The organism is Brevibacillus sp. NSP2.1, from assembly GCF_000470975.2.
Classification (GTDB): Bacteria; Bacillota; Bacilli; order Brevibacillales; family Brevibacillaceae; genus Brevibacillus; species Brevibacillus agri.
In genome coordinates this window covers 5,111,352-5,129,415 of record NZ_CP048274.1, presented here as the reverse complement: position 1 = coordinate 5,129,415, position 18,064 = coordinate 5,111,352, and the positions used below count along the sequence as shown (strand labels likewise).

Annotated in this window: 15 protein-coding genes and 1 riboswitch; of the genes, 14 read left to right on the top strand and 1 reads right to left on the bottom strand. The window is 54.2% G+C overall.

Going from position 1 to position 18,064, the window contains the following annotated elements; all coding sequences use genetic code 11:
- Positions 1–46 precede the first annotated feature (46 nt).
- The 9 genes from guaA to M655_RS24985 all read left to right on the top strand — a co-directional run bounded on the left by guaA (position 47) and on the right by M655_RS24985 (position 11,770).
- On the top strand, positions 47–1,585 hold the full coding sequence (guaA, locus tag M655_RS25025) for a glutamine-hydrolyzing GMP synthase (RefSeq protein ID WP_005834701.1): 1,539 nt from the start codon (positions 47–49) through the stop codon (positions 1,583–1,585).
- 89 nt (positions 1,586–1,674) lie between these two features.
- A riboswitch (purine riboswitch) is annotated at positions 1,675–1,777 on the top strand.
- A 121-nt stretch (positions 1,778–1,898) separates the two neighbouring features.
- A complete protein-coding gene (locus M655_RS25020; protein ID WP_005834702.1) occupies positions 1,899–3,275 on the top strand; it encodes an NCS2 family permease in 1,377 nt (458 codons plus the stop codon).
- Positions 3,276–3,566: 291 nt separating this feature from the next.
- Entirely contained in the window at positions 3,567–4,862 is a 1,296-nt protein-coding gene (locus M655_RS25015) for a histidine--tRNA ligase (RefSeq protein WP_026558340.1), read from the top strand.
- Positions 4,863–4,917: 55 nt separating this feature from the next.
- On the top strand, positions 4,918–6,435 hold the full coding sequence (locus M655_RS25010; protein ID WP_026558339.1) for a M1 family metallopeptidase: 1,518 nt from the start codon (positions 4,918–4,920) through the stop codon (positions 6,433–6,435).
- A gap of 19 nt (positions 6,436–6,454) precedes the next feature.
- Entirely contained in the window at positions 6,455–7,993 is a 1,539-nt protein-coding gene (locus tag M655_RS25005; RefSeq protein ID WP_005834707.1) for a M1 family metallopeptidase, read from the top strand.
- A 181-nt stretch (positions 7,994–8,174) separates the two neighbouring features.
- A complete protein-coding gene (gene purE / locus M655_RS25000; protein ID WP_005834709.1) occupies positions 8,175–8,663 on the top strand; it encodes a 5-(carboxyamino)imidazole ribonucleotide mutase in 489 nt (162 codons plus the stop codon).
- The gene (gene purK / locus M655_RS24995; RefSeq protein ID WP_005834710.1) at positions 8,660–9,817 is read left to right on the top strand and encodes a 5-(carboxyamino)imidazole ribonucleotide synthase; all 1,158 of its coding nucleotides are present in this window, start codon (positions 8,660–8,662) and stop codon (positions 9,815–9,817) included. The genes purE and purK overlap by 4 nt, the downstream gene beginning before the upstream one ends.
- A 2-nt stretch (positions 9,818–9,819) precedes the next feature.
- Positions 9,820–11,115, top strand: a complete 1,296-nt coding sequence (gene purB, locus M655_RS24990; protein WP_007777155.1) for an adenylosuccinate lyase — start codon at positions 9,820–9,822, stop codon at positions 11,113–11,115.
- A gap of 229 nt (positions 11,116–11,344) precedes the next feature.
- Positions 11,345–11,770, top strand: coding sequence for a hypothetical protein (locus M655_RS24985; RefSeq protein ID WP_129552259.1), 426 nt, complete (start codon positions 11,345–11,347; stop codon positions 11,768–11,770).
- 212 nt (positions 11,771–11,982) lie between these two features.
- Here the strand turns inward: M655_RS24985 and M655_RS24980 are convergent, their stop codons facing one another.
- Positions 11,983–12,546: a hypothetical protein gene (locus M655_RS24980; protein WP_005834714.1), complete on the bottom strand. Its 564-nt coding sequence runs from the start codon at positions 12,544–12,546 to the stop codon at positions 11,983–11,985.
- Positions 12,547–12,972: 426 nt separating this feature from the next.
- Between M655_RS24980 and M655_RS24975 the strand changes: the two genes are divergently transcribed.
- From M655_RS24975 to M655_RS24955, 5 genes are all read left to right on the top strand, one after another.
- Positions 12,973–13,488, top strand: coding sequence for a sigma-70 family RNA polymerase sigma factor (locus tag M655_RS24975; RefSeq protein ID WP_007787472.1), 516 nt, complete (start codon positions 12,973–12,975; stop codon positions 13,486–13,488).
- A gap of 153 nt (positions 13,489–13,641) precedes the next feature.
- Entirely contained in the window at positions 13,642–14,340 is a 699-nt protein-coding gene (locus M655_RS24970; RefSeq protein ID WP_025848635.1) for a response regulator transcription factor, read from the top strand.
- Positions 14,337–15,353, top strand: a complete 1,017-nt coding sequence (locus tag M655_RS24965; protein ID WP_026558338.1) for a sensor histidine kinase — start codon at positions 14,337–14,339, stop codon at positions 15,351–15,353. The genes M655_RS24970 and M655_RS24965 overlap by 4 nt, the downstream gene beginning before the upstream one ends.
- Positions 15,354–15,422: 69 nt before the next feature.
- Complete coding sequence (locus M655_RS24960; RefSeq protein ID WP_005834720.1) at positions 15,423–16,193, top strand: ABC transporter ATP-binding protein; 771 nt, start codon at positions 15,423–15,425, stop codon at positions 16,191–16,193.
- Positions 16,168–18,057 carry an FtsX-like permease family protein gene (locus M655_RS24955; protein WP_007787479.1) on the top strand — a complete coding sequence of 630 codons (1,890 nt, stop codon included), beginning with the start codon at positions 16,168–16,170 and terminating at the stop codon, positions 18,055–18,057. Before M655_RS24960 ends, M655_RS24955 begins: the two co-directional genes overlap by 26 nt.
- Positions 18,058–18,064: the final 7 nt, after the last annotated feature.

Sequence of the window (18,064 nt, the reverse complement as noted above, 5' to 3'; positions counted from 1 at the left end):
GGCCGGCACTTGCACGTCCTGTCGGGTACAGGAGAAGGGGGATATGATGGACAAGTCATTGGAAATGGTCGTCGTACTTGATTTCGGAGGCCAGTACAATCAGTTGATCGCACGTCGCGTTCGCGATCTGGGTGTCTACAGCGAGCTGGTGCCGTTCAATACGCCTGTAGAAAAAATCAAGGAAATGCAGCCAAAAGGGATTATTTTCTCCGGCGGACCTGCGAGCGTGTACGAAGAGGGAGCGCCAAAAGTCGATCCGGCAATTTTTGATCTCGGCCTGCCAATCCTCGGCATCTGCTACGGCATGCAGTTGATGAGTCACATGCTGGAAGGAAAAGTAGAGCGCGCTGGCAAACGCGAGTATGGAAAAGCCGAGCTGCGCCTGCAAAATACGCACAGCCTGTATGAAAAATGGGATGCGAACGAAATCGTCTGGATGAGCCACTCCGATAAAGTGGTGGAGCTGCCGACTGGGTTCCGCGTAGACGCGGTAAGCGATAGCTGCCCGGTAGCGGCGATCAGCCATCCCGAGCGCAAGCTGTACGGCGTGCAGTTCCACCCGGAAGTTCGCCATACCGTAAAAGGAACCGAGTTCATCGGCAACTTCCTGTTCAACGTGTGCGGCTGCGAGCCTACATGGAGTATGACGACGTTCATCGAGGACGAGCTGGTGCGCATTCGCGAGACAGTCGGCGACAAGCAAGTGCTGTGTGCGCTGAGCGGCGGGGTAGACTCATCTGTAGTAGCAGCGCTGATCCACAAAGCCATCGGCGACCAATTGACTTGCATGTTCGTAGACCACGGCCTGCTGCGCAAAGGCGAAGCAGAAAGCGTCATGGAGACATTCGCAGAGAAGTTCTCCATGAAAGTAATCAAAATCGACGCTCGCGAACGTTTCCTGAACAAGCTGAAAGGCGTCTCCGACCCTGAACAGAAACGCAAAATCATCGGCAACGAGTTCATTTACGTATTCGATGAAGAAGCGGGCAAGCTGACAGACATGGACTTCCTCGCACAAGGCACGCTGTACACCGACATCGTGGAGAGCGGAACGGCTACCGCGCACACGATCAAGTCGCACCACAACGTAGGCGGCTTGCCGGAAGACATGAAGTTCAAGCTGATCGAGCCACTGAAAACGCTGTTCAAGGACGAGGTTCGCAAACTGGGGACCGAGCTTGGCCTGCCTGACGAAATCGTTTGGCGCCAACCGTTCCCGGGCCCTGGACTGGGTATTCGCGTTTTGGGCGAAGTTACAGAAGAAAAGCTGGAGATCGTTCGTGAATCTGATGCGATTTTGCGCGAAGAGATTGCCAAGGCGGGTCTGGATCGGGATATTTGGCAATACTTCACGGCTCTGCCGAACATGACGACAGTAGGCGTAATGGGCGACGTTCGCACCTATTCCTACACAGTAGGGATTCGCGCCGTAACCTCCATCGACGGCATGACGGCCGACTGGGCGCGCATTCCTTGGGATGTTCTGGAGAAAATCTCCACGCGCATTGTGAACGAAGTCGACAACGTAAACCGCATCGTGTACGACATTACTTCCAAACCACCAGCAACAATTGAGTGGGAATAAAATAAACCCGGATGTTCGTCTTGTTTAAAAAATGAACGTTCGTATTTTCGTTGACATTCGATATGTCACCTGATACACTTCTCAATGTGAACAGGTAATATAGGAAGGTTCGTATATTCTTGAGGATATGGCTCAAGAGTCTCTACGAGGTCGCCATTAAACGACCTGGCTACGAACAAAATGTCGACGGGATACGAATTTGTTATCATTTTTAGAATTGTTCCCGGAGTGTTTTGTGAAGAGGCCAGGCGCATACTAATAGCGTCCGGGCCTTTTTTCATTGCCATTACCATAAGCATGGGGGGACTTTTCGGTGCGGAAGTATTTTGAGTTTGACAAACTGGGCACCAATTATCGCCGCGAAATCATCGCGGGCATCACTACTTTTTTGGCCATGGCGTATATTTTGGCAGTCAATCCATTCATCCTCAGCGGAGCGGATTTGCCGCCGGACTTAAAAGCCAACTACCCTGAGTTTGGCGCTGTGTTTACCGCAACAGCTCTCGCTGCGGCGATCGGTACGCTGCTCATGGGGATTCTCGGACGCTTGCCGATCGGACAGGCACCGGGGATGGGGCTGAATGCGTTTTTCACCTACACCGTTGTATTGACCATGCATATTCCTTGGCAGCAAGCATTGGCTGGGGTGTTTCTCTCTTGTACGATCTTTTTGATTCTGTCTTTGACCGGCGTTCGGGAAGCGATCATCAAAGCGATTCCGAAAGGGTTGAAATATGCGGTTTCTGCGGGGATCGGGCTGTTCATCGCGTTTATCGGCCTGAAAAACGCAGGGATCGTTGTTGCAAACGATGCGACTTTTGTCGCGTTGGGCCATCTGACCTTCTACCATGAAAACATGAAGCCGGAAGAAGTATTGGCAGCGAAAAATGCGCTGCTGGCGATTTTCGGTCTGATCGTTACCGTTGTTCTGCTTTCGCGCAAAGTTAATTCCGGTATTTTTATCGGGATGATTGTCACAGCAGTAGTCGGCATGATCTTCGGTCTGGTCAGCCTGCCAGAGCAAGTCGTGTCTGCTCCGCCGAGCCTGGCGCCGACATTCGGTGCGGCGTTCCAGTATCTCGGTGACCCATCGGCCTTGTTCACCGTGAACATGCTGATTGTCGTACTGACGTTTTTGTTCGTGGACTTTTTCGATGCGACAGGCACGCTGCTCGGTGTAGCCAGCCAAGCTGGACTTCTGAGAGAAGACGGCAATCTGCCGCGTCCGGGAAAAGCGCTCGCTTCCGATGCGATCGCAGGGATGGCTGGCGCGGTGCTCGGTACTTCTACGACGACCGCTTATGTCGAGTCGACAGCGGGGGTAGCAGCAGGCGGCCGCTCCGGTTTTACCGCGATTGTGACAGGGATCATGTTCCTGTTGGCCCTGTTCTTCTCGCCGCTGCTCGCGATCGTGACTCCGGCAGTTACCGCTCCGGCGCTCATTATCGTCGGTGTACTGATGGCTTCGCACATTGCGCAGGTGGCATGGAATGACCTGGACGAAGCGTTCCCGGCGTTCTTGACCATTCTCCTGATGCCGCTGACGTACAGTATCGCAACTGGAATTGCGACTGGCTTCATCGTCTATCCGGTGATGAAGGTGCTGAAAGGCAAAGCGCGTGAAGTGCATCCGGCGATGTACGTTCTGTTCTTCGTCTTCCTGGCCTACTTCATCTGGCTGCGCGAATAGGATTTTTTGGAAAATAGGCTTCCTGTCTACTGGACGGGGAGCTTTTTTTGCGCTATGATAGGAAAAATCTTTTTTTGGCGGAGGGACCATTCATGTTTGCATCAATCACGTTCCTTCAACAGCATCACCACGGCTAGAGCGTTTGTATCTTCGGGAATTTTTCCGCAGGTGCAAGCGCTTCTTGTGCTTTGTGCCTGCGGTGGTGATTTTTTTGTAGCCATGCGGGCATGAAGTTGCCTCGCATGGCTATTTTTGTTTGGACGATGGACGAAAAAAGAAAGGATGATTCGGATGGACAGCACAGTGTTGAAGAGTGTCAAAGGCACGAAAGATTTTATGCCGCCGGAGCAAATGCAGCGCAACTGGATACGGCGAACGCTGGAGGAAGTGTTCGAGGCGTATGGCTGCAAGCCGTTGGAGACGCCCACGCTCCAGTATTATGAACTGTTGGCATCGAAATACGGCGGTGGAGACGAGATTTTGAAGGAGGTGTACCGCCTGCGTGACCAAGGGGAGCGGGAGCTGGCGCTGCGCTACGATCTGACCGTGCCGCTGGCGAAGGTCGTCGGGATGAATCCGGAGATGCGGCTGCCGTTCAAGCGCTATGAGATAGGCAAAGTGTTCCGCGACGGTCCGGTCAAAACGGGGCGGCTGCGCGAGTTTATCCAATGCGACGTCGATATCATCGGCACGTCCTCGATGCTCGCCGAGGCGGAGCTAATCAGCATGGCTTTTGCCGCGTTCGCCAGGCTGGGGCTTGAGGTGTACATCGAGGTCAACAACCGCAAGCTGCTGTCAGGGGTGCTGCAGGAGCTGGGCGTTCCGGGCGAGCGCGCGGCAGATGTCATGCTGTCGCTCGACAAGCTGGAGAAAATCGGAGTGGAAGGCGTGCAAGGTGATCTGCGGGAGCGCCAGGTAGAGGAGCCGCTGGTGGCGGCGATCACGTCCTTTTTGCAAAAGGGAGCGCTGGCGCTGGATGCTTTGGCGCAGCAGTTTTCCTCCGAGCTTGTGCAGCAAGGCGTGCAGGAGCTTCAGCAACTGTTTGCCTACCTGCGGGGAGCGGGCGTGACTGGCGAGGTGCGGTTCTCTCCGTTTTTGGCGCGGGGGCTGGGGATATACACCGGGACGGTTTACGAGATATTTTTGCAGGATCAAAGCATTACTTCCAGTATCGGGAGCGGCGGCAGGTACGATGAGATTATCGGGCGGTTTTTGGGCGATGGGCGGGAATATCCGGCCGTGGGGATATCGTTTGGCCTGGATGTGATTCTCGCTGCGCTGTCCTTGCGAGCCGAAAGAGCACGGCCTGCCGCAGATGTCCTCGTCATTCCGCTGGGGACAGAGGAGCTTAGCCTCGGGCTGGCTAACCGATTGCGCGCGGACGGTCTAAGAGTGGAGCTGGAGCTTGCGGGCCGAAAGCTGAAAAAGGCGCTCGACTACGCTAACAAAGAAGGAATTGCCTACGTGCTGATCTACGGCGAGAACGAGGTGAACAGCGGACAGGTGGTGGCGCGGGACATGCGCGAAGGAAGCGAGCAGACGGTACCGCTCGGCCTCGTCTCAAGCTGGCTTGGCGAACGGATATGATTCGATAGTCTTTTGCTGCCACTTTCGGTACGATAGAGAAAAAGGGGGCGAAGGCATGCGCAAATGGGTCTTATGGCTTGGGTGCAGCAGTCTGATAGCGATAGCGGCATGGGGACTCCCGGCAAAGGCGAACGCGGAGAAGCTTTTGCAAAAGCCGCTCTACCAGGCGGATGTACAGATTGATCCCGTGAAAAAAGAAGTAACCGGAAGCGTAGCGATCACTTTTTGGCCGGAGGACCCGCAACGTGCCTATCTCCATCTCTATCCGGACGTATTTACCGAACAACATGAAGGAATGCTATGGGAGGAACTTTTAGGCAAGGAACCTGTACTTGGTACGTATGATAATAACAGGCTTGCAGTCGATGGGAAAATGGTTGTCGGTCAAAAGGAGCGGCATATTTTGCAGGTACCGTTGCAAGCGAACGAACAGTCCGGCGCTGCAGCAAGCCCACGCAGGATTCAACTCGATTTTGCCATGAAGCTCCCTCATAACGATGGGAGAATGTCGTACGATGACCACGCGATTTGGCTGGGCAACTGGCTGCCGATTCTCGCCGTACACGAGCAGGCAGGCTGGCGTCTCGATGCGTACGAGCCTGTCGGCGATCCGTTTTACAGCGAGATCGCCGACTACGAAGTAAACGTCACGTATCCCGCAGGCTATCAGTTGGCCAGCACGGCAGCGGATGCCGGGGCGGAAGTAGCAGCTTCGCCAGCTACGTCTGGAGGAAAAAAGACGGTTCGGCTGCGCGTGGAAAATGTGCGCGACTTCGCGCTCGTGCTTATGGACTCGACTTATCAAAAAGCGGAAACAAAGGCGGGCAATACGCTCGTTCGCACGTGGTGGCGCCAGGGGGATGACGAGCTTTTGGCCAAGCGCATCCACGAGGCCGGAGCAAAGTCGCTCGCTTATTTTCAGGAACAACTCGGCGCGTACCCTTATGCGGAGTACGATGTGGTGCGGACAGGCGGAGCGATCAACGGCATGGAATACCCTGCCCTGGTGTTTTTGGACGGGCGTCATTTCGCGGCGGGGGCAGAGACGGGAATTGTTACGGTTGCGCACGAGACGGCGCATCAATGGTTTTACGGGCTGCTCGGCAACGATCAACTGCGCGAGGCGTGGCTGGATGAAGGGTTTACCGAGTATGTGACGCTCGCCTTTCTCTCTCGGGAGTATCCGCTGACAGGCGCGGAACGGGTGCGCAGGCGTCTGGAAAACGGCATTTTTGTCCAGTGGTACGTAAAAGAAGAGCTGCGTCCCTGGCAGGCGCTCTCTGCTTTTCCCGCCAACCAGAGCTACAGCGATCTCGTCTATTCCCGGACGTCGTCCATGCTTTGGCTGCTGCGGGGAGCGTGGGGCGAAGAACGGCTGCATGACGTGCTGCGCGAGTATGTGCAAACGTACCGTTATCAAAACGTCAGCGGAGAACAGTGGGAAGCGTTTCTGTCCCGGGCGGCGGGAGAAGACGCGCGTGCTTTTCTGGACTATTGGATGAAGCTGGACATGTCCCGGCAGGAGCAGGCCGCGGCCTGGCTGGAACGCCAGCGTGACAAACAGCGAAAGTAAGCGAAGGCAGGGGAGTGCCATGTGGCGCAAGCATTGGGTGGTCAGCATGGTAGTAGGGATGGCTCTGGCAGGCATTTTGTGGAGTAGTTCGTGGACGGGACAGGCCGAGGCCGATGTCGCGGTAATCGCCAGTCCACAGCAGACGCCGGCAGCGATCACGTACAGCGCAGATGTGTGGCTGGACATGAACGAACGTATCGTGACAGGCGTGCTGACGGCCCGGTTTGTCCCGCAGGATGACAAAGCTTTTTTTCATCTGTATCCAAATGCTTTCGCCAAACAGGCAGACCTTGGCACGGCGAACTGGGAGCAGGTGCTTGGCAAGCAGCGAGAGCCAGGCGGCATCACGATTACAGCCGTCAAGGTGGATGGACGGGAGGCCGGCATTCGCTACGAAGGAAAGACGAACACGCTGCTGCGCGTGCCGCTCCCGGCGAAAAAGCCGTCCGCCGAGGCTGTCGTGGAGCTTGGCTTCCGCCTGCAGGTTCCTTACAACAACGGACGGCTCTCCTACCACGACCATGCGATGTGGCTGGGGAACTGGCTGCCGATCTTGGCGGTCAAGGATAGCGGCGGCTGGCGGCTCGACCCGTACACGGCGATTGGCGATCCTTTTTACAGTGAAGTGGCGAATTATCATTTGCGCGTTCATTTGCCGGAAGGATATCAACTCGCTACGACGGGGCTGGAGAGTACAGCCGTCATCACGCAGACAAGGCCGCAGCGGCAAAGTATATATGAACTGGATGCATGGAACGTTCGTGATTTTGCCATGGTCGTCATGGACGGCACGTACCAGGCGGTGTCCGGAAAAGTCGGGGAGACTATCGTTCGGACATGGTCGCAGCAGGGCGACGATCCGGCGGCTGTGAAAAGCTTGCACGAGACGGCGATGGAGTCGCTCGACTATTACGGGAAGCAGTTTGGCACCTATCCGTACAAGGAGTACGACGTCGTCAAGACAGGCGGCTTTTTCGGGGGCATGGAGTACCCGAGCCTCGTCTTCATCGAGGAGGAGTTTTTCAATACGGCGGACAACATGGGCGCAGCCGTCGTCGCGCACGAAACGGCCCATCAGTGGTTCTACGGCATCGTCGGCAACGACGAGGTGCGCGAGGCGTGGCTTGACGAGAGCTTGACCGACTACGCGACGATGGCTTTTTTGCAGGAAAAGGACCCGAAGCGATCTCAGGCGTACATCCGGCTGAGACAAGGCCAGTCCCGCGCAGCCGAAGCGTATGCCAAACGAGGGATTTCCGCCGAGACGAGCGTGGCGGCCTTCCCGGACTGGAAAAGCTACAACGAGCTTGTGTACGGGCGCTCCGGCGTCATGTGGTGGACGTTGCGGGAAGCGTGGGGAGCCGAGCGGCTGAATCGGCTTTTGCGGCAGTACGTGAGCGAGCACCAGTACAAGCTGGCGAGCGGCGGCCAGATCAAGAAGCTGGTCTCGGCGGCAGCCGGGGCAGACGCAACGCCGTTTTTCGAATATTGGCTGCATGTGCGGCTGGACTCCGCAGCGGCGGCAAAAGAGTGGCTGGAAAAAGGTAAACACGAATGATGATATCCAACCTATTTTAAAATGTTCGGAAGCGAGGTTGACAGGCAAACTTTCTCCCTGCTACACTGTGTATGTTGATAGCAAACGAGTACGAATAGCCCAGGCGATGAGTACGGCCGCAAAAGCCGTTAGTCGGTTGGGTTTTCTTCTGATGATACAAAACGTAGGGGGCGAATGGTTCATGCTACAGCCTTTGGTGGGCGTCATTATGGGCAGCACGTCAGACTGGGAAACGATGAAGGAAGCATGCGCAATTCTCGATGAGCTCAAGGTACCGTACGAAAAGAAGGTCGTTTCCGCGCACAGAACGCCTGATTTGATGTTTTCGTATGCCGAAAGCGCAAAAAGCCGCGGTCTGGAAGTCATCATTGCGGGAGCGGGGGGCGCAGCCCATTTGCCAGGGATGGTGGCGGCGAAAACGGAGCTGCCTGTAATTGGCGTGCCTGTGAAGTCGTCCAACCTGAACGGATTGGATTCGCTTTTGTCCATCGTGCAAATGCCAGGCGGGGTGCCTGTCGCCACTGTCGCCATCGGCAAGGCGGGCGCGATCAATGCGGGGCTGCTCGCTGCGCAAATTTTGGGGATCAAATATCCGGATGTGCAAGCGCGCTTTGTGGCAAGACGCGATGAGGTGCGCAAAAAAGTGCTGGAGGCTGGCGAACTGGAATGACGACCAAACAGAGCAAGCAAATCAAACCAGGATCGACTCTCGGAATACTCGGCGGCGGACAGCTTGGCCGCATGATCGCCCTCGCTGGACGAGCTATGGGTTATCGCTTTGTGACGATGGACCCGACCGTCGACGCTCCGTGCGGACAAACGGCGGACAAGCAAATTGTCGCCAGCTACGACGACGTGGAAGCAGCGATGCAGCTCGCTTCTGTCAGTGATGTCATTTCCTACGAATTTGAAAATGTGGACGCACAGGTCGCGGAAGTGCTGGAGAGCCATGCCTACGTGCCGCAGGGCAGCCGCCTTTTGCGCATCACACAGAACCGGATTTCAGAAAAGACGGCGATTCGCGAAATCGGCATTCCCGTCGCGCCTTTTCGCGTAGTTGGCAGTTTGCAAGATTTGCAGGCGGCAGTAGCCGAGCTGGGGCTGCCTGCGGTCATGAAAACGGCGACAGGGGGCTACGACGGCAAAGGCCAATGGGTTTTGCGCAGCGAGGACGAGCTGGCGGAGGCGTACGAGACGCTGGCCAAGGCAGGAACAGAGCTGATCGTGGAGCAGTTCGTGCCGTTCCAGATGGAGCTGTCCGTGATCGCGGCGCGCAATCCGGACGGGGAGCTGGCTGTTTTTCCGGCGGCGGAAAACATTCACCGGGAAAACATCCTGCATCTGAGCATCGTGCCAGCCCGCGTTCCGGCGGAAGTAAAGACACGCGCAGAAGAAATCGCCCGCACGATTGTAGAAAAGCTCGACGTCGTGGGACTGATCGCAGTGGAAATGTTTTTGACCGCAGACGGGCAGTTGTACGTCAACGAGCTGGCGCCACGCCCGCACAACTCCGGCCATTACACGATGGACGCTTGTGTGACCTCGCAGTTTGAGCAGCACGTTCGGGCGGTTTGCAACCTGCCATTAGGCTCGACGGAGTTGCTCTCTCCCGTCGTGATGGTTAATATTTTGGGAGAGCACCTGCAGCCTGTCTTGGATCAAATCGACAAGCTGCCGCGCACGGCCAAGCTGCATTTGTACGGAAAAGCGGAAAGCAAGGCGAAGCGGAAGATGGGGCATATCAACGTGCTCGCCCCTACTGTGGAAGAAGCGCTCACCCACATTGATGAGCTGAAAATCTGGACGAATCCATCGGAGGTATAATCATGATCGAACGTTATTCCCGCCCGGAAATGCGCGCCATTTGGACGGAAGAAAACAAATTCAAGGCATGGCTGGAAGTAGAGATTCTCGCGTGTGAAGCATGGTCCAAGCTGGGTGTCATCCCGGAAGAGGACGTGAAAAAGCTGTGGGAAAAAGCCAGCTTTGACATCAAGCGCATCTACGAGATCGAGGAAGAGACGCGTCACGACGTGGTGGCGTTTACCCGCGCGGTATCCGAGACTTTGGGCGAAGAGAAGAAATGGGTGCACTACGGCCTGACCTCTACAGATGTAGTGGACACGGCGCTGTCCTACCTGCTGCGCCAGGCGAACGAAATTTTGGAAAAAGACATCGAGGACTTCATCGCGATTTTGGCGGACAAAGCGCGCGAGCACAAAGATACGGTTTGCATGGGCAGAACGCACGGCGTGCATGCCGAGCCGACGACATTCGGCTTGAAGCTCGCTTTGTGGCACGAAGAAATGAAGCGCAACCTGGCGCGTTTCCGGGCGGCGAAAAAAGAAGTGGCGTACGGCAAAATCTCCGGCGCAGTCGGTACGTATGCGAACATCGACCCGTTCGTGGAAGCGTACGTTTGCGAAAAACTCGGCCTGACTCCGGCTCCGATCTCCACGCAAACGCTGCAACGTGACCGCCACGCCGAATACATGGCGACATTGGCGCTGATCGCAACGTCGCTGGAGAAGTTCGCAACCGAAATCCGCGGCCTGCAAAAGAGCGAAATGCGCGAGGTGGAAGAAGCGTTTGCCAAAGGTCAAAAGGGCTCCTCCGCCATGCCGCACAAGCGCAACCCGATCGGCAGCGAGAACATTTGCGGTCTGGCGCGCGTCATCCGCGGCCATATGCTCACTTCCTATGAAAACGTGTCTCTCTGGCACGAGCGGGATATTTCCCACTCCTCCGCAGAGCGCGTGATTTTGCCAGACGCGACTCAGGCGCTGAACTACATGCTGCGCCGCTTCATGAACATCGTGAAAAACTTGACCGTGTTCCCGGAGAACATGAAGCGCAACATGGACCGTACTTTCGGTCTGATCTACTCCCAGCAAGTGATGCTCAAGCTGATCGAAAAAGGCATGAGCCGCGAGCAAGCATACGACACTGTCCAGCCGCGCGCGATGCAGGCTTGGGAAGAGCAGCGCTCCTTCCGCGCCATCGTGGAGGAGGACGCCACTGTCAGCTCCACGTTGACCAAGGAAGAGCTGGATGAGTGCTTCGATTACCGTTACCACCTGAAGCATGTGGATACGATTTTCCAACGTCTTGGTTTGTTGTAATACTGCGATTGTTTGCGTGATCCGAGAAACGCTCCCGATGAATGCGGGGGCGTTTTTTTGTTGGGGGCGAGGGCAAGGATGGTTGTTATTCCTCCTATCATTTTTCCTATATAAGTGAGACGACAAATCAGCTACTGATTGGTTGTTAACTTAAAAAGGGTGATGTTAATGGCAATGAAAGTAATTCCTACCGGAACCAGTGAAATGTGATGGAAATCGAGACACTTACGTGCAGCTTAATCCAAATTCGACTGCTCCTGATCGGGTGCAAGCATTTGTAGACACCTTTAAACGTGCAGCGGAGGATGCCAGTGACGAGTGTTATGGTCTTCCGGTTAAACTAATTCTTGCCATGGGGGGGAGAGTCCGGTTGGGCAACTGGACTACCCAGCGGGATAACCAAAACTGGTCTAACATGAAGTATGTCAGTTCTACCAATCCCCCAGGAAACCTCGGTAAAGGTAAAAATGGCTGGGCAGTATTCTGCGGCCGAACTTCACATGCAAAATCGTTTGCCAACTTTTTTATTAAGAATGCTCGTTACTCCGGCTTGATTGACTACTTGCAATTCACTAATAGTCCAAGTCCAACCAAGTGCTTGCGTTTCATTGCAGATGCAGGTTATGGTGGGGCGGATGCTCTTCTACTACGATAAGGTCATAGGTTATTTGGACACGTTGTGCAACAGAAGCGACTTTTGCTAAGCCATGTTAGCTTTAGATCAAAACGGTTGCCTTCAAAGAGGCAGTCGTTTTGATTTTGGATTGGTCATGTCGGTCGAACGCAGTAAAGAGAAGATCAATCTATAATTGAAAGGCAGTGGCAGTCTAAGACTTACCATCTTAAACTGCTACTGCCTTTATTGGATTATAGACCTGTATTAAGCGAGAGGTATAAATCAATCTCTTTTTTCAACCAAGGACCGTATCCGCTGACCTTGAGAACTCGCCATTCATCCAGCTTTTCTGGATTTTGAATGGCTACAAATGCGTCATCAGGGCTCTGTGGATCTACGTAAAGAATAATATCTTTCCTAGGAAATTCATTGACTCCAGGATCAGGTAAAAATGGGGGCTTTACTAATCGAATATAAGTTCGCTCTTTTTCAACCGTACCACTTTCTTTGGGGCTCTCTATTGGAAATCCTAGCTCTTGGCTAGTTTTTATTCCGATTTCCTCTCCGCTTTTTCGATAAGCGAGCGTGTACAATTCATTTGCACTCGTGATGATCCCCAGGTTTAAAGGCGGATGCTCCTTTGTGAAGACATCTTGTCCACGCTGAACAGTCAATTGCTCCACTGCGTTTCCTTGATTTTCTGTTTCAGAATTTGGGCTATGATTGTTGACAGACGATGTCTCATGGCTGCCAGGTATCGTTCCACAGCCCGCTAGAATGACTGAAATCAACAGGGAGAAGATCCATTTTCGCATATTTGTAAACCTCCGTTTTAAGTACATAAGGCAATTAGCTGAAATTATCGAAGAGGCGGCATGAGCCTCCGGAGACAATGCCCCCCAACTTTTCTTGATACAACATATACACCAAAAAAGGAAAAAGTTTCGCGGACATACAGTGTAAGCAAGAAATTGGGTCTTTTGTACGAGGCGGGAGAGGGATATGAGCAAAGACCAAGGTAGCGGCCCGGCTGGTAATTCCAACGATTATTATGCAAGCAAGCAGACCGAAGTGTAACCAAATGAACCGGCTTTCCGTACCTACCTGTGCGAGAGCTTACAAGCAGCCTATAAGTACCTTACAAAAGTGTAAGCTTCTTGAAATATAACTCGATGGTTCCTGCTTCTGATCCGTCTTACAATGAGAGCAACTCATACGGATGACGAAATGGGAGATCGATCATGAATACTGCAATCATTTATCCGAAACCGAATCAACGACAAATTTACGAAGATTATTCCGCCAAAATATACCGCTATTTCCGCTACCGCGTGAAAAACGTCTGGGACGTGGAAGACCTGACAACGACTGTATTCATCAAAGTGTACTCCAAGCTCGACCAGTACGATGGCCGCCATCCTTTTGGCGCCTGGATTTTCCGGATTGCGCACAACGCGTTGATCGACTACATGCGCAAAAAAAGGGAGTGCCCGGTTGACCAGGAGACGTTCAGCACGCTGACGGCTACTGACAAGCTGCCGGAGGAATGCGTTTTGACACAGGAGACGACGGAAGGGCTGTGGCAAAAGGTACACACGCTGACGAAGGACCAGCGCAACGTCATCTCTTTGCGCTATCTCGCCGATCTGCGCATGAACGAGATCGCCGAGATTTTGGGCAAGACCGAAGCGTCTGTCAAAATCCTGCATTTTCGCGGAATCAAAAAACTGCAGCAAATGATGGAAGCAAAAGCGTGAGGGTGGAAGTTTCGTTCCACCCTCTTTGTATGGGAAAAAGCCGAACGAATCCATCTGGCAACGGGCTTTGGCGCAATTGGCGCAGCCCAGTTTTCTAGTGGTATAGTAGAAGGAGGAGTAGCAGGAGACGCACGAGGAGAGGAGTATGAGCGAATGTCTACGATCATGATTGTAGAAGACGACCCGAAAATCAACCAGCTTTTGCAGGAGCAACTGGAAAAATACGGATTTCATACAGTCAATGTGGAGCATTTCGACCGTGTCATGGAAGTGTTCGTGAACAAGCGGCCGGATCTGGTGCTGTTGGACGTGAACTTGCCCAAATTCGATGGCTTTTACTGGTGCAGACAGATGCGGCAGGAGTCCAACTGCCCGATTTTGTTCATCTCTGCGCGGGAGAGCAAGATGGACCAGGTGATGGCGCTGGAAAACGGAGCGGACGACTACATCACCAAGCCGTTCGATTACGATGTGGTGCTGGCGAAAATTCGCAGCCAACTTCGCCGCGCCTACGGCCAATACGCGCCGCAGGAAGGGGAGCGCACCGTGGAGGTCGCGGGGCTGAAGCTGTTTTTGGAGCGGATGGAGCTTTCCATGAACGATACGAAGATCGAGCTGAGCAAAAAAGAAGCGCTGCTGCTGGAAGCGCTGATGAACCAATACCCGCGCGTCGTCAGCCGCGAGCGGCTGCTGGAAAAGCTGTGGGACGAGCAGTTCGTCGATGAAAACACGTTGAATGTCTACATCACGCGTGTGCGCGGAAAGCTGAAGGACATCGGGCTGGAAGGCGCGGTTGAGACTGTGCGCGGCTCCGGCTACCGTCTGCGGGCAACATGGGAGGACGGACAATGAGGTTGTTCCTTCGGGATCAATGGGCTTTTGCTGCCTTTTTTCTCGTTCAGCTCATTTTGTTGATTCTGATTTTTGCCATGGACGGGTACTGGAACGAATCGCTGATGATTTACGTCGTGTTTCTCTCCGTTTTTTTTGCCGGGGCGTTTTTGGTTGTCCGCTATTTAACGCACCGTCTGATTTACCAGCGATTGAGCAAGCCGGTGGAGTCGCTGGAGGAGCTGACGCAGACGTACGGCAACGCGGCTTTGTGCCGGGCGATGGATGAGAAAAGTCTGGAGCAGTATCGGCTCTACAAAGAGCAGCTTCACGCCTACGAGAACAAGCAGCGCGATTATACGACGTTTATCCAGCAATGGGTGCATCAGATGAAAACGCCGATCTCGGTCATCCACCTGTTGCTGCAAAACGAGGACGATCCGAAGTCCGAGAGCATCCGCGAAGAAGTCGACCGGATCAAGCGCGGATTGGAAACGGTGCTGTACATAGCGCGACTGGACCGTTTTGAACAGGACTTTTTGATCGAGCCAGTGTCGCTTCGCACGCTTGCGCAAAACGTGCTGGCTGAAAACAAGCGGCTGTTCATTCGCAACCAGGTGTACCCGGAGCTGAAAATCGAACAAGACTGGCGGGTGGAGTCCGACGACAAATGGCTTTCGTTTGTGCTCAACCAGCTTTTGACCAACGCCGTCCGTTATTCGGCAGGCAAAAGCAACAAGGTCACGATCCGCGCCTACGAACGCGGGTCGCATCTCGTCCTCGAAGTGCAGGACTACGGCATCGGGATTCCGGCAGAAGACATCCAGCGGGTGTTCAAGCCGTACTTCACAGGGGAAAACGGCCGCAAGTATCCGGAGTCGACCGGGATGGGGCTTTATTTGGTCAAGGAAATTTGCGGGCGGCTGCACCATGGCGTGGAAATGGAATCGAAAGCGGGAGAGGGCACGACAGTCCGCATCGTCCTGTCTGCAGTGGTGCCAACCTTACAAGAACGTAAGAATGATGAAAGTTAATTCGATAGCTGGAAAACGCGCGTCCTCGTATAGTGGATAGTGGGATGTCAGAGGAAAGGGGAAAGACGTATGGAAATGCTTGCGGTGAACAGTCTGAGCAAAATTTACGGAGGCAAGATCACATACCGCGCGTTGACGGATATCGATTTTTCGATTCGCAAAGGGGAATTTGTCGGTATCATGGGCCCATCGGGCAGCGGGAAAACAACGCTATTGAACATGATTTCGACCATTGACTCCCCGACATCCGGGACTGTTCTCTTGAATGGAACGAATCCGCACTTGTTGAAAAAAGACAAGCTGGCGCTGTTCCGTCGCCGCGAACTGGGCTTTGTTTTTCAGGACTTCAATTTGCTCGATACGCTGACGATCGGGGAAAACATCGTGCTGCCGCTGACGCTGGAAAACGTGAAGGTCCAGACGATGGAGGAAAAGCTGCAAAGCGTGGCGACGAAGCTGGGAATCCAGGATATTTTGGAGAAGCGTACATACGAGGTGTCAGGCGGCCAGCGCCAAAAGACGGCCATCGCCCGCGCGATCATCCACTCCCCTTCGCTGTTGCTCGCCGATGAACCGACAGGCAATCTCGATTCCAAGTCTTCGCGGACGGTCATGGAGACGCTGGAAGCGATCAATAAAACAGACAATACGACGATGATGATGGTCACGCACGATCCGCTGGCAGCCAGCTATTGTCACCGGGTCATTTTTATCAAGGACGGACAGTTGCACAACGAAATGTATCGGGGGGAGAACCGCCAGGCGTTTTTCCAAAAGATTATTGACGCGCTGTCGTTCTTGGGAGGGAACACGTATGACCTTTCGACAATTCGCGTGTAATAATGTTTTGCGCAACAAACGCACTTATGCTGCTTTTTTCATGAGCAGCGTGTTTTCCGTCATGATCTTTTTCGTGTACGCGATGTTCATTTTTCATCCGGGAATCGTCGGCGAGGAGATTCATGAATCGGTTGCAACCGGGATGATCGTCGCCGAATACGTCATCTTTTTGTTCTCTTTCTTTTTTCTCTTCTATTGCGTCGGCGCGTTTTTGAAAAAGCGCGAGAAGGAATTCGGGATATTGTTCATGCACGGCATGACGCCGCTGCAGCGAAACCTGCTGATTTTTATGGAAAACATGCTCATCGGGATCGTCGCGATCGCTTTTGGCATCGGGCTTGGCATGGTGCTCGCCAAGCTGTTTTTCCAGTTCGCGGGCTTCCTGCTGGATGTGAAGGCGCTCGGCTTTTACCTCCCGTGGAAGGCGATCGGGCTGACAGTCGTCGCTTTTCTCATCCTGTTCGCCGCCATCTCGCTGTTCACGGTGCTGCTGCTTAGAAGCCGGAGCTTGCTGGAGCTTTTGCAGGGCAGCCGGCGCCCCAAGCGGGAGCCAAGCGCGTCGATTGCGCTGTCGATTGTGGCAGTGGCGCTGCTTTGTATGAGCTATGCGCTGGCGCTGACGGCGGACGGCATATACGTGGTGGCGCTTGTGCTGCCTGTCACGGCTTTGACTGTCGTCGGGACGTATTTACTGTTCACGCAGCTTAGCGTGATCCTGATCGAGTTTTTGAAGAAGCGGCGCTTCATCTATTGGCGGCGCACGAATCTGTTGACGCTGTCTGATCTCTCCTACCGGATGAAGGATAACGCCAGAATGTTTTTTTTGGTCTGCATCGTGTCGACGGTCGCCTTTTGCGCGATCGGGACGCTGGCGGCATTGGCCGGGTCGATCCAGGAGACGGTCGTGAAAACGAATCCGTTTGCGTTCGAATACCAGACCAAGGCGGAGAATGCCGCCAAGGACGCGCATTTGCGGCTGATTGAAAACAGCTTGCAGCAAGGAGGCTTTTCCTTCGAAAAGTACCAGGTGTCGATGCGGGTGCTTCCGGAGCAGGTGAATGACGAGACGGTCGGGGTGGTCAAGCTGTCCGACTACAACCGTTTTGCGATGGCGGCGAACTCGCGCGAGCTGCAAATGGCCGACAACGAAGTGTTTATCCTGCTCAGATGGTTCGGCGATGCGGTTGAGGAGCAGACGTTAAAGGTCGGCGGGCAGGAGCTTGTGGTCAAAACGGACACGAAAATGAATCCATTGATTCACGGCATCGAGTTTGCACGGCTGGCGGTCGTGCCGAACAAAGTGTACGATCAGCTTCGCGACTTGCGGGAGGAGCAGCGCTTTGCCTACGATGTTCCGCGCTGGAAGGACACCCAGGAGATCAGTCTCAAGCTGGGAGAGGAAATCCAGCATTACACGGACATCTACTCGTTTTCGGCGCGCGCGCCCGTCTATCACCAGATGAAGCAGATGGCGAACACGGGGCTGTTTGTCGGGCTGTTCGTCGGCGTGCTGTTTTTCGTAGCGGCGGCGAGCTTCCTGTACTTCCGTTTGTACACCGATCTGGAAAACGACAAAAGGCATTACGGAGCGATCGCGAAAATCGGACTGACGGACGCCGAGCTGACGAGAATCGTGACGACCCAGATTGCGCTGTTGTTTTTCGTGCCGATACTGGTGGCGATCATCCACAGCATGGTGGCGTTCGTGTCGCTGCAAAGCTTGCTGAAAATCTTGCTCGTCGCATCCGTCGCCAAGCCGACAGCGATCGTGCTGTGCAGCTTTGTCATCGTGCAGGCGGTCTACTTCTGGATTATCCGCAATCGGTATTTGTTCCATTTGAAGCGCTCGATGAACCGGATATGAAGGGCGT

Excerpts from the sequence above, each read along its gene's own strand:
- guaA (WP_005834701.1), top strand. The coding sequence starts at position 47 with ATGGACAAGTCATTGGAAATGGTCGTCGTACTTGATTTCGGAGGCCAG.
- M655_RS25015 (WP_026558340.1), top strand. The coding sequence starts at position 3,567 with ATGGACAGCACAGTGTTGAAGAGTGTCAAAGGCACGAAAGATTTTATG.
- M655_RS25010 (WP_026558339.1), top strand. The coding sequence starts at position 4,918 with ATGCGCAAATGGGTCTTATGGCTTGGGTGCAGCAGTCTGATAGCGATA.
- M655_RS25005 (WP_005834707.1), top strand. The coding sequence starts at position 6,455 with ATGTGGCGCAAGCATTGGGTGGTCAGCATGGTAGTAGGGATGGCTCTG.
- purE (WP_005834709.1), top strand. The coding sequence starts at position 8,175 with ATGCTACAGCCTTTGGTGGGCGTCATTATGGGCAGCACGTCAGACTGG.
- purK (WP_005834710.1), top strand. The coding sequence starts at position 8,660 with ATGACGACCAAACAGAGCAAGCAAATCAAACCAGGATCGACTCTCGGA.
- purB (WP_007777155.1), top strand. The coding sequence starts at position 9,820 with ATGATCGAACGTTATTCCCGCCCGGAAATGCGCGCCATTTGGACGGAA.
- M655_RS24980 (WP_005834714.1), bottom strand. The coding sequence starts at position 12,546 with ATGCGAAAATGGATCTTCTCCCTGTTGATTTCAGTCATTCTAGCGGGC.
- M655_RS24975 (WP_007787472.1), top strand. The coding sequence starts at position 12,973 with ATGAATACTGCAATCATTTATCCGAAACCGAATCAACGACAAATTTAC.
- M655_RS24970 (WP_025848635.1), top strand. The coding sequence starts at position 13,642 with ATGTCTACGATCATGATTGTAGAAGACGACCCGAAAATCAACCAGCTT.
- M655_RS24965 (WP_026558338.1), top strand. The coding sequence starts at position 14,337 with ATGAGGTTGTTCCTTCGGGATCAATGGGCTTTTGCTGCCTTTTTTCTC.
- M655_RS24960 (WP_005834720.1), top strand. The coding sequence starts at position 15,423 with ATGGAAATGCTTGCGGTGAACAGTCTGAGCAAAATTTACGGAGGCAAG.
- M655_RS24955 (WP_007787479.1), top strand. The coding sequence starts at position 16,168 with ATGACCTTTCGACAATTCGCGTGTAATAATGTTTTGCGCAACAAACGC.